Source organism: Leptotrichia massiliensis (assembly GCF_900104625.1).
Taxonomy (GTDB): Bacteria; Fusobacteriota; Fusobacteriia; order Fusobacteriales; family Leptotrichiaceae; genus Leptotrichia; species Leptotrichia massiliensis.
In genome coordinates, this window is sequence record NZ_FNVZ01000004.1 from 114,629 (window position 1) to 130,282 (window position 15,654).

Annotated in this window: 15 protein-coding genes; 6 read left to right on the top strand and 9 right to left on the bottom strand. The window is 30.4% G+C overall.

The features are described from left to right. The first annotated feature begins 126 nt into the window (after nt 1-126). The 6 genes from ppc (at nt 127) to BQ5344_RS01910 (ending at nt 6,743) form a co-directional block, all read left to right on the top strand. The gene (gene ppc / locus BQ5344_RS01885; RefSeq protein WP_083378170.1) at nt 127-2,928 is read left to right on the top strand and encodes a phosphoenolpyruvate carboxylase; all 2,802 of its coding nucleotides are present in this window, start codon (nt 127-129) and stop codon (nt 2,926-2,928) included. Between the two features lie 159 nt (nt 2,929-3,087). Continuing rightward, nucleotides 3,088-3,453, top strand: coding sequence for a PepSY domain-containing protein (locus BQ5344_RS01890; protein ID WP_071123941.1), 366 nt, complete (start codon nt 3,088-3,090; stop codon nt 3,451-3,453). Nucleotides 3,454-3,529: 76 nt separating this feature from the next. Next, a complete protein-coding gene (locus BQ5344_RS01895) occupies nt 3,530-4,105 on the top strand; it encodes a PepSY domain-containing protein (protein ID WP_071123942.1) in 576 nt (191 codons plus the stop codon). A gap of 76 nt (nt 4,106-4,181) precedes the next feature. After that, entirely contained in the window at nt 4,182-4,499 is a 318-nt protein-coding gene (locus tag BQ5344_RS01900; RefSeq protein ID WP_071123943.1) for a PepSY domain-containing protein, read from the top strand. 184 nt (nt 4,500-4,683) lie between these two features. Further along, nucleotides 4,684-5,355, top strand: a complete 672-nt coding sequence (locus BQ5344_RS01905) for a response regulator transcription factor (protein ID WP_071123944.1) — start codon at nt 4,684-4,686, stop codon at nt 5,353-5,355. Nucleotides 5,356-5,408: 53 nt separating this feature from the next. Then, a complete protein-coding gene (locus BQ5344_RS01910) occupies nt 5,409-6,743 on the top strand; it encodes a HAMP domain-containing sensor histidine kinase (protein WP_071123945.1) in 1,335 nt (444 codons plus the stop codon). 78 nt (nt 6,744-6,821) lie between these two features. On the opposite strand, the gene BQ5344_RS01915 is transcribed toward BQ5344_RS01910, so the two are convergent. The 9 genes from BQ5344_RS01915 to argS form a co-directional block, all read right to left on the bottom strand. Further along, nucleotides 6,822-7,925 carry a hypothetical protein gene (locus tag BQ5344_RS01915; protein ID WP_071123946.1) on the bottom strand — a complete coding sequence of 368 codons (1,104 nt, stop codon included), beginning with the start codon at nt 7,923-7,925 and terminating at the stop codon, nt 6,822-6,824. Nucleotides 7,926-8,444: 519 nt separating this feature from the next. Next, nucleotides 8,445-9,629: an elongation factor Tu gene (tuf, locus tag BQ5344_RS01920; RefSeq protein ID WP_071123693.1), complete on the bottom strand. Its 1,185-nt coding sequence runs from the start codon at nt 9,627-9,629 to the stop codon at nt 8,445-8,447. A 251-nt stretch (nt 9,630-9,880) separates the two neighbouring features. Then, nucleotides 9,881-10,342: a hypothetical protein gene (locus tag BQ5344_RS01925; protein WP_071123947.1), complete on the bottom strand. Its 462-nt coding sequence runs from the start codon at nt 10,340-10,342 to the stop codon at nt 9,881-9,883. Nucleotides 10,343-10,366: 24 nt separating this feature from the next. Next, entirely contained in the window at nt 10,367-10,999 is a 633-nt protein-coding gene (locus tag BQ5344_RS01930) for an RNase H1/viroplasmin domain-containing protein (RefSeq protein ID WP_071123948.1), read from the bottom strand. Between the two features lie 21 nt (nt 11,000-11,020). Then, complete coding sequence (fabG, locus tag BQ5344_RS01935; RefSeq protein WP_036070614.1) at nt 11,021-11,731, bottom strand: 3-oxoacyl-ACP reductase FabG; 711 nt, start codon at nt 11,729-11,731, stop codon at nt 11,021-11,023. A gap of 69 nt (nt 11,732-11,800) precedes the next feature. Beyond that, a complete protein-coding gene (locus tag BQ5344_RS01940; protein ID WP_071123949.1) occupies nt 11,801-12,277 on the bottom strand; it encodes a septal ring lytic transglycosylase RlpA family protein in 477 nt (158 codons plus the stop codon). Between the two features lie 130 nt (nt 12,278-12,407). Then, nucleotides 12,408-13,262 (bottom strand): polysaccharide deacetylase family protein, encoded by an 855-nt coding sequence (locus BQ5344_RS01945; RefSeq protein ID WP_071123950.1) that lies wholly within the window; start codon nt 13,260-13,262, stop codon nt 12,408-12,410. Nucleotides 13,263-13,281: 19 nt separating this feature from the next. After that, nucleotides 13,282-13,572: a hypothetical protein gene (locus tag BQ5344_RS01950; protein ID WP_021769018.1), complete on the bottom strand. Its 291-nt coding sequence runs from the start codon at nt 13,570-13,572 to the stop codon at nt 13,282-13,284. A 276-nt stretch (nt 13,573-13,848) separates the two neighbouring features. Then, nucleotides 13,849-15,573, bottom strand: coding sequence for an arginine--tRNA ligase (argS, locus tag BQ5344_RS01955; RefSeq protein WP_071123951.1), 1,725 nt, complete (start codon nt 15,571-15,573; stop codon nt 13,849-13,851). Nucleotides 15,574-15,654 lie beyond the last annotated feature (81 nt).

Sequence of the window (15,654 nt, forward strand, 5' to 3'; positions counted from 1 at the left end):
CAATAATTTAAAATCGCTATTTAATACGAAACGTTTTTGTGATATAATTTAAAAGGTGAAATACTTAAAATAATAAAATTTAGATAATAAGTAGAATTTTATATAAAGAAAGAGAGTGTGAAATAAATGGATTTAAAAAATTTACCGATAACTCCTTTACCGTTAGTGAAACTTGATAAGCATCAGGAGGATTTGCTTGTTCATAATGAACTTTTTGCAACTCTTCTAGGTGAAACGATTTTTAGATATGCGGGTTTACATATTTATGAAGTTACTGAAAAATTGAAAGAAGCTTCAAGAAAATACTATAAGACGCAAAAACAGGAAGCTAGAAAAAATTTGTCGTCTTTTTGTTCAGATCTTACTGATGCGGAAATTTTGCGTGTGATAAGAGGTTTTTCGATTTTTTCGGCACTTGCAAATATTGCTGAAGATGTGTATCAGACTCATGAACAGCGATATGCAAAGATTTCCAACAAACTGCAGATTGGATCTCTTGAAAAATCACTAAAAAATTTGAAGAAAAAGGGAATTAGTCAGGATAAAATATTGAAGGCTATGGAAAAAGTCTCAATTGTGCCAGTCTTAACAGCACATCCGACACAAGTTCAAAGAAAAAGTATTCTGGATTTGACAAAAAAATTAACTGATATTCTTGATAAATATGAAAATGTAAAATCTCATCAAATTGATGAAAATGAATGGCTTAACGACCTAAGCCGTGGTATTCAGATCTGGTGGCAAACTGCAATGTTACGGGCTACCAAATTGCGTGTAACAGATGAAATAAGTAATGCTCTAAGTTATTACAACATTACATTTTTCAATGAAATCCCAAGACTTATGAATAAATTTCAGGAAATTTCAAAAACATTGGGAAATTCTGAAGTAAAATCTCAAGCTCTGCTTCCACTTACTATGGGAATGTGGATTGGTGGAGATCGGGACGGAAATCCTTATGTTACAGTAAATACATTGGAACAGTCGGCACAGGAACAGGCTATAAAATTATTCCAGCATTATCTTGATGTAGTTCGTGAAATTTACAGAGATTTATCAATGTCTATTTCAATGACAAATGTGACTGAGGAACTGCAAAAACTGGCTGATGCTTCTGGAGAAGTTTCGCCACATCGAACACGTGAGCCATACCGTCGTGCATTGACAACAATAACAGACAGACTGCTTGCAACAGCTTATAAATTGTGTGATTATAACCGTGATTTATTACCGCCAAAAAGAAAAAATGGAATTGACCTTCCCTACAAGTCAGCTAATGAATTTACAAACGATTTGATAATCGTGGCAGAATCTCTTAAAAAGAACAACAGCGAATTTTTAACACAAGGAAAATTAAACAATCTAATCAGTGCCACAAAAATATTTGGATTCCACCTTGCGACAATTGATTTAAGACAGGATTCCAGCGTTCATGAAGTATGTGTTGCAGAACTTTTGAAAAATGCAAACATTCTAGGAGATTACTTGAGCCTGTCAGAAGACGCAAGATGTGAAATTTTGATGCGGGAACTGGAACATGACCCTAGAATTTTAAGCGATCCAACAATTCCACAAAGTGAAACACTAGCCTCAGAACTTGCAATTTACAGAAAGGCAAAATCTTTGAGGGAACGTTTCGGAAGTAAAATTATTGAAAAAAATCTGATTTCTCATGCAACAAGCGTTTCAGATATGCTAGAGATAGCTATTTTACTAAAAGAAGCCAATCTTGCAAAAGGAAATGAAGGAAATGAATTTTGCGATTTACAGATTGTTCCGCTTTTTGAAACAGTGGAAGATTTAATTGCGGCTCCTGATATTTTGAGAAAATGGTTTAATTTGCCGTTAGTGAAAAAATGGATGGATAAAAAAGGGCGAAAACAGGAAGTTATGCTAGGATATTCAGACAGCAACAAAGATGGTGGATATTTAAGTTCAAGCTGGTCTTTATACAAGGCGCAAAAAGAGCTGACTGCAATCGGACGGGAATTTGATGTAGAAATTTCATTCTTTCATGGACGTGGAGGAACAGTAGGACGTGGTGGTGGTCCAAGTTATGAAGCCATTTTAGCACAGCCTGAAGGAAGTACAGACGGAACAATAAGACTTACAGAACAGGGAGAAGTAATCGGTGCAAAATACGGAAATCCTGATTTAGGATTAAAAAATCTGGAAGCATTGGTTTCGGCCGCTCTTGAATCAAGTGCATTGACAGAGGAAGATGCAGACTGGGAAGAATATGAAAAAATAATAGAAAATGTCTCAGAATTAAGTTATTATGCCTACCGTGACTTAGTTTACAATACTGATGGGTTTTCAGACTTTTTCTTTGAAGTTACGCCAATAAACTTTATTGCAGGGTTAAATATTGGCTCAAGACCGTCTTCACGTAAAAAAACACAATCACTAGACAGCCTAAGAGCAATCCCATGGGTATTCTCATGGTCGCAAGCAAGAATAATGCTCCCGGGATGGTACGGTGTTGGAACAGCGTTTACAAAGTGGATTGACAATGATGATAAAAAACTGGAAATTCTGCAAAATATGTACAAGCAATGGCCATTCTTCCGTTCAACAATTTCAAATGTTGACATGGTTCTATCAAAAACAGATTTATCAATTTTCGCAGAATATGTAAAACTGGCAAGTGATCAGGAAACAGCACAAAAAATCTTTAAGGAAATAGAAAAAGAGTGGATTTTAACAATTGATATCTTGAAAAAAATTACAGGAAATGATTTCTTGCTGGCAGATAACCCAGAACTGGCGAGCAGTCTACGAAATCGTCTGCCGTATTTTGACTCAATGAATTATTTACAAATTGAATTAATAAAACGTTCAAGAGCTGGAGATGATTCAGAAGAACTGAGAAAAGCCATTCATATTTCAATAAACGGACTTGCAACAGGACTTCGTAACAGCGGATAATACAAATAAAAGGAATAATTCTAATTAAAAATTAGGGCTGTTCCTTTTTTTTTGTAAAAATTTTTTTCCATTCATTTTATATTCATAAAACTGTTCTATAATGTATTCAAGATAAGAGAGAAAGGCAGAAAACAACTGAATACTGAAGGAGAGAGAGAAATGAAAAATAAAGCTGTAAAAGTTGTAATTTTTGGAATGGCATTATTAGGAATACTTGGTATTGCTTATGGAGCAAGCAGAAAATATAGAAATAGAAACAGAGTTCCAAACGATGCAGTTTATATTAACAACAATGTAGGCAGTTCACAAAATGTAACGATGGAAAAAGCAAAATCAATTGCACTTGCACAAGTGCCAGGAGCAAATGAAAGCCATTTTGGAGAAATAGATTTGGATCACGATCATGGAAGAACAGTTTATGAAATCGAGATTTTCTACAATAACTCAAAATATGAGTTTAACATAGACGCTTCAACGGGAGAAATTGTCGGAACTGAAGTAAAGCATTACAATAGAAATTATTAAAATATAATATAAATAAAAAATCTTGCAAAAATTTTTAAATCAAAACAAAATTAAATGAAAAAGAAGGAGAAAAATTATGAAAAAGAAAATTTTAAGTATCGCATTATTAGGAATCATGGTATTAGGAGTATCAGTAACTGCAAACGCAAAGAGTAGAAGCAAATATAATAGAGATGTTGTTTCAGGCAGTTACGTCGGAATAAACAGGGCAATGAATATTGCATTGAAAAAAGTGCCAGGAGCGAATAGTTCCCACGTGAAAGAAATCCACTTGGACAGAGAAAATGGAAGAATGGTTTATGAAGGAAAAATTTATTATAACGGACAGGAGTATGAATTTGATATTGATGCTGTAACTGGTGATATTGTAAAATGGAAAATAGACGGAGTTTCAAATAATTCTGCTCACATTAATAGAAATGTGAACAATTCGCAAACTATAACAATGGAAAAAGCAAAATCAATTGCACTTGCACAAGTTCCAGGAGCGAATCAAAGCCATTTTGGAAAGATAGACTTAGATTATGATCACGGAAGAGCAGTTTATGAAATCGAAATTTTTTACAATAATTCAAAATACGAATTTGATATAGACGCTTCAACAGGCGAAATTATTGGAACTAAAGTAAATCATTACAATAGAAATTATTAAAATATAATATAAATAAAAAATCTTGCAAAAATTTTTAAATCAAAAAAAATTTAAATGAAAAAGAAGGAGAAAAATTATGAAAAAGAAAATTTTAAGTATCGCATTATTAGGAATAATGGTATTAGGAGTATCAGTAACTGCAAACGCAAAAAGCAAGCACAAATACAACAGAAACATTGCTTCAAACAGTTATATTGGAGTAAACAGGGCAATGAATATTGCATTGAAAAAAGTGCCAGGAGCGAACAGTTCCCACGTGAAAGAAATTCACTTGGACAGAGAAAATGGAAGAATGGTTTATGAAGGAGAAATTTATTATAACGGATGGGAATATGAATTTGATATTGACGCAGTAACTGGTGCAATTGTAAAATGGAAAGCAGACAGAGATTAATAAAATAAATTAAAAAATATTCTTACAGAGGGTTGATTGAAAATTTACTATTTTCAGTTTACTCTCTTTTTATTTTTTTAAATTCATGATATATTATAGTAAAATTGCTATAGTTTTTACATTAGAATAATAAAAAATTAGGATTTTAGCATTTGCTAAAAAATAATGCAGGAGAGAATTAAATATGAAAATTTTATTGGCAGAAGATGAAGTAGATTTGAATAATGTTGTAACAAGGTATCTAAAAAAAAATGGATATAGTGTAGACAGTGTGCTTGATGGGGAAGAAGCGCTTGATTATTTGGAATATGGCGAATATGATTTAGTAATTCTGGATATTATGATGCCAAAAGTAGATGGATTTGAAGTTATCAAAAAACTTAGGAATAAGGGAAATCATACTTCGATTCTTATGCTTACTGCAAGAGATAATGCAGATGATAAGGTAAAAGGGCTTGACTTGGGGGCTGATGACTATATTGTAAAACCATTTGACTTTAATGAGCTTTTGGCAAGAATTAGGGCAGTTGTGAGAAGAAAATATGGAAATAGTTCAAATAAGCTTGTGATAGGAGATTTGATTTTAGATACTTCAGAAAAATCAGTAACAAGAGCTGGAAAACAGATAGAATTAACTGGAAAGGAATATGAAGTTCTGGAATACCTTATGCAAAGCAAAAATCGGATTTTAAGCAGAGAGCAGATTAAGGAGCATGTGTGGGATTTTGATTATGAAGGAGATTCCAATATAATTGACGTTTTGATAAAAAACATTAGAAAAAAAATAGACATAGAAGATGGAAAGCAAATAATTTACACAAAAAGAGGACTTGGATATGTTATAAAGGAGGATTAGTCCAAAGAAGTAATTATTAGGTATTTTTGCGCAAAGAAAGGAATAATTGAATTTTGAAAGACAAAGTAAATAAAATCTGGGAAAATTTTCCTGTAACTGTAAAGATAACCCTTTGGTATACTGCTTTTATAGTTATTTTGATAGCGATTATGCTAGCTGGATCTTTTACTGTTGCAGACAAGATAACAGGGGACTTAAACCAGAAGGAACTTATGGAATCAGTAGTTGAGATGGCTTCTGATCCTAACGATTTTGATGATTTTGATGACGGGATTTATTTTGTAAAATATAATAATGCTGGAATAGAAATGGCTGGAATGTCGCCGAGGGGATTTGATTTGACATTAAATCTTGTAGAAAACACAGTTAGAACTTATGAAAAAAATGGAGGAAAATACTATTATTTTGATAAAAAAATAGATACCCCTGAAGATGAATGGATTAGGGGAATTATACCAGTAAATAAGTTAACAAATGAAGTCAATAGAATGCTTTTAATAATTTTAATTTCAAGTCCGTTATTATTATTAATAATAATTTATGGAGGATATAAAATCATTAAAAAAGCGCTAAATCCTGTATCAAAAATTTCCAATACAGCCTCAGAAATTCAAAAAAACGGCGATTTTTCAAAAAGGATTGAAATTGATGAAGGAAAAGATGAAATACACAAGATGGCAAATGCCTTTAACCAAATGTTAAACTCCCTTGAAAATTCTTATATACGCGAAAAACAGTTTAGTTCAGACGTTTCACATGAACTTCGGACACCTGTAAGCGTTATACTTACAGAAAGCCAATATTCGCTGGAATATGCAGATACTTTAGAGGAAGCAAAGGACTCATTTTCTGTGATTCAGCGTCAAGCCAAAAGAATGTCAGAGCTAATAAATCAAATAATGGAACTTTCCAAAATAGAAAAGCAAACAAACATCGATTTACAAAAAATAAATTTTTCAGAAACAGTACAAAAAATATTGGAGGACTACAAAAATTTACTGAGTGAAAAAAATATAAAAATTTTAAAAGATATTGAACAAAATATATTTATAAACGGTGATAAAGTAATGATAGAAAGATTGCTTGACAATTTGCTTAATAATGCAATGAAATTTACAAAGGATGAAATAAGTGTAAAATTGTATTCAGAAAATGAAAACTGTATTATGGAGATTGAAGATAATGGAATTGGAATATCTGATGAAGATAAAAAACTTATTTGGGGAAGATTTTACCAAGTAAATGATTCCCGAAACAAAAAAGTAAACAAGGGCTTTGGACTAGGACTTTCATTAGTTGCAAAAATCATTGAGCAGCATAATGCAAGTATTGAGGTTGAAAGTGAATTGAATAAAGGGACAAAATTTGTTACAAAATTTAATTTATAAAAATTAAATAATATTAAAAAAAGAGATGAAATATTTCATCTCTTTTCTTTTTATGAATCAAATTATATTAAGTTGTTATTATTTAACTTCTAATCCAACTTTTAATCCTGCTCTTAATTCATTGTATTCTCTTGTATATTTATCTGAACTTGTGTAACGTCCATCATTAGCATATCCTTTAACAGTTTCTTTGTTAACAACTCTATATTTAACCATAGGGTTTAATGTTAATGTTCCTACTGGTAAATCAATTCCTGTCTTATATCCTAATCCAGTCCATACTGAGAAGTTATTTGAGAATCCATGTCTAGAAGTATGTTTTTCCCATTCGTTTTCAGCATTGATTAATCCATAGAATCCACCGAAACTAGGTGTTTTATAAGTAGTTCCTACTACATAGTCTAAATATACATTAGATTTAGCATCTTTTCCAGTTGCAACTAATTTACCTTTTGCATCTCTTAATTTATGAGTTAATCCTACGTTATAATCTAAGCTTCCAATTCCATTATCAAAGATTTTTCCACCGTTTTCTAAAGCAACATTAAGTCCCCATCCAGATACTTTTCCTTTTTGGAAGTCGTTTCCTTCCCAAACGTTATCTGCACTTTTTCCACCTGATTGATCAAAATAAACTGCTTGAGTTTTTGCACTGAACTCTTGTCCAAAGAAGTTAATTGCAAATGTAGGTCCTACATAAATTTCATTTGATGTTCCTCTATGTCCAGAATATCTTCCTGTTCCTTTTGAAGATTTATAAGTCCATCCTAAATCCCATTTAGAAGTCCAAGAACCTAAAGTAATGTCTCTATACAATGCAATATCAGATTCCCAAGTCTGAGATTTATCAACAGTTCCTTTTGTTCCTGTTTTAGTCTGATAATTGAATTTATTTGTTTTTCTATCTTGGTCATTTTGGAATTCAAATCTCAATCCTAAGTTTCCTTCATCTACTAAATGTAAATCTCCACCAAAGATGTTTCTCCATCTAGCTTTTTCTTTGTTTTCACCTTTGAATCCTGCGATTCCTAATCCATTTCCAGTGTTCGCCTTTTTGTCTGTATAACTTTGTCTAAATTCAGTAGAGAAATGAATTTCTTTTAATGTATCTTGATCTTGATCAGCTAAAGCTAGACTAGATACGCTTAATACTAATGCTAATACTCCTAATACTTTTTTCATTGTTTTTCCTCCTAAAAATAATTTTAACAAATATATCTTAACAATTCACAGCTAATTTTAGCATAATAATATGAATTTGTAAAGTTTTTTTTAAAAAAAGCAATTTTATTAATAATAAAGTTAAAATAATTTTCAAACTTAAGCTAAATAATTTGGATTACAGCAACTCAACTTCAAAATTAATAAAAAATATTATATTTTTTGATGAAAATTAAATATAACTTTACAAATTTATCATTTAAAAATACCTTTTTAAAAATTTACTTTAAAGTCTAAGACATACAAATGTACAATATTTAGTATATATAGATACTACAAATCTCATAACTAGTATACCTTATAATTTTCAAAAAAACAATAGCACTATAAATAAATTCAAAAAAATTTTTTAATAATTTAATTAAGTGCTATCATTAATTATATTTTACTTATAAATATCTTATTTTATTAAAAAATTTATCCTACAACATAAAATATTTATTTTTATTTTATCTCTTAACGAAAGTCCTTTACAGAAAACTATTTAGTAATAGTTGCTACTACTCCTGAAGCTACTGTTCTTCCACCTTCTCTTATCGCAAATCTTAATCCTTCTTCCATTGCGATTGGGTGAATTAATTCTACTGTCATTTCTATGTTATCTCCAGGCATTACCATTTCTACACCTTCTGGCAAGTTTACTTCTCCTGTAATGTCTGTCGTTCTGAAGTAGAATTGCGGTTTGTATCCTGTGAAGAATGGTGTATGTCTTCCTCCTTCATCTTTTGTCAATACGTATACTTCTGACTTGAATCCTGTATGTGGATTGATTGTTCCTGGTTTAGCAAGTACTTGTCCTCTTTCCACTTCTTCTTTCTTAGTTCCTCTTAACAATGCTCCAATGTTGTCTCCAGCTTGTCCTGAATCCAATAATTTTCTGAACATTTCTACTCCTGTTACAGTAGTTTTTGTTGTTGGCTTGATCCCTACGATTTCTACTTCTTCACCAACGTTGATTACTCCTCTTTCTACTCTTCCTGTTACAACTGTTCCTCTTCCTGTGATTGTGAACACGTCTTCAATTGGCATTAGGAATGCTTGGTCTACTGGTCTTTCTGGTGTTGGAATGTAGTCATCAACTGCATCCATTAATTCCATGATTCTGTCTACCCATTGAGCTTCTCCATTTAATGCTCCTAATGAAGATCCTTTAATTACTGGTACATCATCTCCTGGGAATCCGTATTCTGTAAGTAATTCTCTTACTTCCATTTCTACTAATTCTAATAATTCTTCATCGTCTACCATGTCAACTTTGTTCAAGTAAACTACGATATAAGGAACTCCAACTTGTCTTGCAAGAAGGATGTGCTCTCTTGTTTGAGGCATTGGACCATCAGCTGCTGATACTACTAGGATTGCTCCATCCATTTGAGCTGCTCCTGTAATCATGTTTTTTACATAATCGGCATGACCTGGACAGTCAACGTGAGCATAGTGTCTGTTTTCTGTTTCGTACTCAATGTGAGCTGTGTTGATTGTAATCCCTCTTTCTCTTTCTTCAGGAGCTTGGTCGATATTTTCAAAATCAACTTTTTCTGCTAGTCCTTTTTCAGCCAATACTTTTGATATTGCTGCTGTTGTTGTTGTTTTCCCGTGGTCAACGTGACCTATTGTCCCTACGTTTACGTGTGGTTTGCTTCTCTCGAATTTAGCTTTTGCCATTTTAATTTTTCCTCCATTATTTTTATTTTTTTATTTTTTTATATAAATTTTTATCATTTTGATTATAGCATATTTTAATAATAATTGCAAGTACAGAAAATTATGTAAACAGATAAAAATTTAATTCATATTCTTTATTAAATCCAAATACTTTATTTATATTTTCCAAGATTTTGTTTTTTAATAACTAAAGAAATAAACAAGAGACAAAACGTCCCTTGTTTTTAAAATTATTTGTAATTCTTGAGAAATTAATTTCCAGTTTCTTGATTAAAGAAAGAACCAGGGGTATTTAAATTTGAAGAATCATTAGTTATTCCTGAATCTTCTTGAGACGTGTTTGTACTTGATGGTGTAATACCAAAATCTGCTGCATGTAATTTATATTCAGGGATTTGATAATTAACTATTTTTTTTATTGTCAAAACACCATCTTTAGACACTGTGCCTTTAACATCTAAAGTAACAAGATCTGAATCATCTACACCGTAATTTTTCATCATAAACTCGTAAATTTTATCCAATAACCCAGAGTTATCTTTTACTGTGAAAGTAAGAACTTTATTGGGAAAAACCAGATTATCTTTTATATACGTAAATGTATTTGTTCCTCTTGTATATTCGCCTTTAAGAGTTTTGTCTGTAATTTTAGTTTTAGACAATCCAATAACAGACGTTATCAACATTATTACTACTAATAATATTTTTTTCATAAAAATCCTCCTTCTATTTTAGTATTATTTGTGAAAACCTAAATCAGCAGGATTAACATCTCCAGAGATTTTTTTTACAGTTCCACCTTTTTTTTCAAATTCATTTCTCATTAAAGTTACTTTTTTTATAAGTTCAATTGTGTCATTTTCCAAATTAGAACTATTATATCGTCCCTTTGACCAATATTCAATAATTAGTGAACTATCCCCACAAATTACCTTTATATCGTATTTCTTAGCATAGACAAAAGCAGTATAAATTCCAACTAATTCACCAAAGTTATTTGTTCTGGTATTAGCAACATAATAATTTCCAAATTCATTAATATTTTTTTCATTCATAATTTTGTAAAGCAGTGAATTACCATCAAAATCAGTTAATCTAACTTCCACACCGTTACCACGCCCTGTTCCTGCATCAAAATAAATTGCGTCACGCTCTAGCTCAGAATACAGTTTCGTCAAATTACTTTTCTCTTTTTTTTCATAATTTGCTCCGGAATTTAGCCATTCTTGTGCTTCAGAAAAATTTTTAAATGATTTATAACGAACTTTTTTACCGCTTACTTTTTTTTGACAATCTGCCCAGTTTTCAAGTATTCCATTTTCATTTGTATCTATAATGAAATAAGCATAGAATTTTTTATTTTTTGTCATTTTTAAATAAATTTATTTGAATTATAAATTTAATCCTCCATCAACTCTCAAAACTTGTCCTGTAACAAATTTAGACATATCACTTGCTAAATACAATGCAGCATTTGCAACATCTTCAGCATCTCCCATCTTTCTAAGCGGAGTATTTGCAAGTACAGTTTCTACAACTTTTTCAGGTAATACGTGAGTCATATTTGTTTCGATAAATCCTGGTGCAATTGCGTTTGATCTAAGATTTTTTCTACCAAATTCTTTTGCCCAAGTTTTTGCCATAGCGATTACTCCACCTTTTGTAGCTGCATAGTTAGTTTGTCCTGCATTTCCATCTACTCCTACTACAGAAGCCATATTAATTACACTTGAAGCTTTGCTCTTTAATAATAAAGAAACAAAACCTTGCATCACATTGTAGACACCTTTTAAGTTAATATCAATTACTAAATCCCAGTCTGCTTCCTTCATTCTTTGAAGTAGTGAATCTCTTGTAATTCCTGCATTATTTACAAGAATATCCAATCTTCCATATTTTTCTTTGATTTCATTTGCAATTTCTTTTATATTTTCTCTATCAGTAACATTTAATTTAACGTGTGAAACATTTTCATGGCTGTAATCAGGATCAATTAAATCTCCAGAAATAACAGTTGCTCCATTTTCAGCAAATTTTAGTGCGATTTCCTTTCCAATTCCTCTTGAACCACCTGTAATTAATGCAATTTTACCGCTTAACACTGTATTTTCCACCTTTCCTTCTTTTCTTTTTAATTTAGAATTTTATAAAAAACTTTAAATAATAAGTAATTATTTTAAAACATCAAGTTTTACTTTTGTAATCCCTTTTCCAGGATTTTCTATTTTTGAAAAAGCTCCATAACTCAAATCAATCACACGTCCCTTAATAAAAGGACCTCTATCATTAATTCTTACAACAACTTCTTTTCCATTACTCAAATTTGTAACTTTTACCTTTGTACCAAATGGAAGAGATCTGTGTGCCGCTACCATTTCATTTCTATTATGTCTTTCTCCATTTGCTGTTTTACTTCCGTGCAGCCCTTTACCATAATATGAAGCTATTCCACTTTGTGAGCTTCCTGAATTAGATGTTTTTTCTTTCGTAGAAGTTGTCTTTGCTTTTGCAACATATAAGTCCGTTCCACTATCAACAGCTTTTATCATTTCATTTTTTATGTAAATTATATTACTATTTGTATTTGTTTCTGCCATTAGTGATAGTGATATTGCCATACCTGCAATTATAGTAACTATTTTTTTCATTAATTTTTCTCCTTTAATACAATAAAATTTTTTTATGATGTCTAATATTTAAAAAATTAATTTTCCCAAATTTAAACAACTTCTACATTATATCATATTTTTAATGTTTAATTACTTATTTTTTACTTAGTTATTTCAGTTCAGGCTGTTTCATATGCTGAATTTTTGGACTATTTACATCTAAAGTTTCAAATGTATATCCTGCTTTTCTATATCCATCAATAATTTGCTGTAATGCTTGAACAGTAGTTTTCTTAGCATTTGTATCATGCATTAGGACATTTATATCAGGATGAGTTGTACAAACACCATATTTAACCAATTTTTCTACAGGAACATTATTTCCAGAAGCATCTGTTGAATCACAGTTCCAATCAAAATATACATATCCTTCTTTTGTCATTCTATTAATTATCGCTGTTTTTAAAGCTTTTGATGCTTTTGCATTACTTGAACCACCAGGAAATCTTGTAATTTTTACATCTAGCCCAGTCGTTGATTTTACAGCATCTCTTATTTTATAAAGATCTTTAAAGAAACTTTCTTCGTTTGCATAAACTTCTTTATATTCGTGCGAATAAGTATGCAATCCAAGTACATGCCCGTGGTCAATTATTTTTTTGTAATCATTGTAATTTTTTCCAATTCCAATTATAAAGAATGTTGCCTTTATATTATTTTTTTTCAAAATTTCAAGTATTTGATCAGTATGTGCTGAAGGCCCATCATCAAATGTTAAATAAACTGTTTTTATTTTTTTATCAGCCTTAAGTTTTTCATATTGAGCTTTCATATCTGTATTTTTTTTCGTAAGCTCAGCAAGTTGTTCTGTTTTTTTATTTTTTTCTTCAGTTAATTTTTTTATATTTGATTGTAAACCATTATGTTCCATAAATTTTCCAGTTGTTCCAAAAATTTGTATTCCTGAGTATAAAAATCCTGCCGTAGCAAGTAATATACCAATAATTGATAATACTTTTTTCATTTTTTTTACCTCTCATTTATTATTTTTTGTATTTATTTACTAATGCTTCCGTTTTTTTGTAAGTGTCTTCACTATGTTTGATACTATTATTAATAGCTTCCACTTCCTTTTCCAGTTTTTGTTTATTTTCCTTAAGTACAGGGATATCTTTTTCAAATTTTGCTTTTTTTCCAATTAAAATAAAATGTGAAAATGCCACCAGCAATGCTGAAATAATAAACAAAATAAATGCAATTTTTACTAATTTACTACTACTTTCCCCACTATGATCATTTCTATAATCATAAAGAAATTGTTGTTGTTTTGCCATTGTTCTCCTCTTTTCTATATTTAATTTTTTTATTTAATTAATCAGTTGATTCTTATGCTAAAATCATCAGATGTATAAAAAGTAAAAAGCCCTCTTAAAAAAGAGGGCCATAAAAGGGGGGGTTAATTGAGGTTTCAGATCTTTTAATCGATCTAAATATAGTATACACTATAACTATTAAATCCCGATTAAATCAAAATTGTTTTTTGATTAATTTATTTCTCTTTTTTAGTAAAATTTATATTATTTCTTTTTTTAACTAAAATTTTTATGAATTTACATTCTATCTACCGTCTTAATTCCAAGAAGACTAAGACCTTCCTTTAAAACAAATGCAGTTTTTTCTGATAATAAAATTCGTGCGTCCATAACTTTTTTATTTTTTTCCTTCAAAATAGAACTTGAATTATAGAAATTATTAAATAATTTTGCCATATCAAATAAGTAGTCAGCTATTATGTTTGGACGATAACTTTCATAGGATTTTACTACTGCCTGTGGGAATCTTAAAAGCTCTGTAGCTAATTCTCGTTCAATACCAGTCATGTCCTCTAAAATAATGTTTTCATTTTCTACATTAATATTTTCTTCCTTCAATTTTCTAAAAATCGACATAATCCGAACATAAGTATATTGCAGGTAAGGACCTGTATTTCCTTCAAAACTAAGAACCTTGTCCCAAGTAAATGTTATATCAGAAGTTCTATTTTGGCTTAAATCAAAATATTTTATAGCTCCACTTCCAACAATTTCAGCAATATTTTCTTTCTCATCTTTAGGAATATTCGGATTTTTTTCATCAATTACCTTTTTAACTTGAGTTTTTGCTTCATCCAGCAAATCAACAAGCCTTATTATATTTCCACTTCTAGAAGAAAAAATCATTCCATCTCCAAATCTCATAATTCCAAATACAACGTGAGTCTTTTTATAATTATAAGGTTTTCCTAGCATTTCTCCAATCTCAAAAACCTGTTTAAAGTGATTTTGCTGTCTATCATCTGTCAAGTAAACTGCCTCATCCACATTTAGTTCATCTTTTCTAAATTTCATTGTAGCCAAATCAGAAGTTGTGTACAAGAAACTACCATCTTTTTTCTGCACAATTGCAGGTGGCAACTTATCATTTTCAAAAAATACAACCAATGCTCCCTGATCTTCACGTGCAATGCCTTTTTCCTTTAATTTTTCTAATACAGATGGCATCATATCATTGTAAAATGATTCACCATAGTAATAATCAAAGTTTACATCGAGTCTATCATAAATTTTATTGTATTCCTTTAGTGAAATATCTATAAATTCCTTCCACAGTTCCTGATTATCTTCATCTCCAAGCTGTAATTTTTTCAGTTCTTCACGAGCCTCATCTTCCAAAGCAGGATTTTTTTTAGCTTCATCAGAAAACTGCACATAAATTCTTTCGAGTTCACCAATCGGATCTTCTTCATAAGCCTTTTTGTTCAGCCAATTTTTATAAGCTACAATAAGTTTTCCAAACTGTGTTCCCCAATCACCTATATGATTGTCAGCAAGTGTATGAAATCCCAAAAATTGTAAAATTCTTTTTATAGAATCCCCAATAATCGTACTTCTCAAATGTCCAATGTGCATTCTTTTAGCAATATTGGGAGAAGAATAATCAATAATAACAGTTTTATCTGTATTTAAGAAGGAAAAATCATATTTCTCATTTTCCACTTTTTTAATCTCTTCATTTAAAAAGCTATTTTTCAAATAAATATTAATAAACCCTGGTCCTGCAATTTCCAACTTTTCAATAATATCATTTTCTTTAAAATTATCTACAAGCATATTTGCAATTTCTCGTGGATTTTTACCAATTAATTTTGAACTAACCATCGCAAAATTTGTTTGAAAATCCCCAAATTCTTTTTTTGTAGAATTCTGAATATCGACTTTTTCTGCATAATCAGCACCAAAAATATTATTTATATTTTCTGAAAACAATTTTTTTAATTTTATTGTTAATAATTCCATTATTTAAACATTTTATCCTTTCCTTTCACAAATTTACGTTAATTAACGGATAACGCATAATCCTTTTTTTATAAAAAACAT

Excerpts from the sequence above, each read along its gene's own strand:
- ppc (WP_083378170.1), top strand. The coding sequence starts at position 127 with ATGGATTTAAAAAATTTACCGATAACTCCTTTACCGTTAGTGAAACTT.
- BQ5344_RS01890 (WP_071123941.1), top strand. The coding sequence starts at position 3,088 with ATGAAAAATAAAGCTGTAAAAGTTGTAATTTTTGGAATGGCATTATTA.
- BQ5344_RS01895 (WP_071123942.1), top strand. The coding sequence starts at position 3,530 with ATGAAAAAGAAAATTTTAAGTATCGCATTATTAGGAATCATGGTATTA.
- BQ5344_RS01900 (WP_071123943.1), top strand. The coding sequence starts at position 4,182 with ATGAAAAAGAAAATTTTAAGTATCGCATTATTAGGAATAATGGTATTA.
- BQ5344_RS01905 (WP_071123944.1), top strand. The coding sequence starts at position 4,684 with ATGAAAATTTTATTGGCAGAAGATGAAGTAGATTTGAATAATGTTGTA.
- BQ5344_RS01915 (WP_071123946.1), bottom strand. The coding sequence starts at position 7,925 with ATGAAAAAAGTATTAGGAGTATTAGCATTAGTATTAAGCGTATCTAGT.
- tuf (WP_071123693.1), bottom strand. The coding sequence starts at position 9,629 with ATGGCAAAAGCTAAATTCGAGAGAAGCAAACCACACGTAAACGTAGGG.
- BQ5344_RS01925 (WP_071123947.1), bottom strand. The coding sequence starts at position 10,342 with ATGAAAAAAATATTATTAGTAGTAATAATGTTGATAACGTCTGTTATT.
- BQ5344_RS01930 (WP_071123948.1), bottom strand. The coding sequence starts at position 10,999 with ATGACAAAAAATAAAAAATTCTATGCTTATTTCATTATAGATACAAAT.
- BQ5344_RS01940 (WP_071123949.1), bottom strand. The coding sequence starts at position 12,277 with ATGAAAAAAATAGTTACTATAATTGCAGGTATGGCAATATCACTATCA.
- BQ5344_RS01945 (WP_071123950.1), bottom strand. The coding sequence starts at position 13,262 with ATGAAAAAAGTATTATCAATTATTGGTATATTACTTGCTACGGCAGGA.
- BQ5344_RS01950 (WP_021769018.1), bottom strand. The coding sequence starts at position 13,572 with ATGGCAAAACAACAACAATTTCTTTATGATTATAGAAATGATCATAGT.
- argS (WP_071123951.1), bottom strand. The coding sequence starts at position 15,573 with ATGGAATTATTAACAATAAAATTAAAAAAATTGTTTTCAGAAAATATA.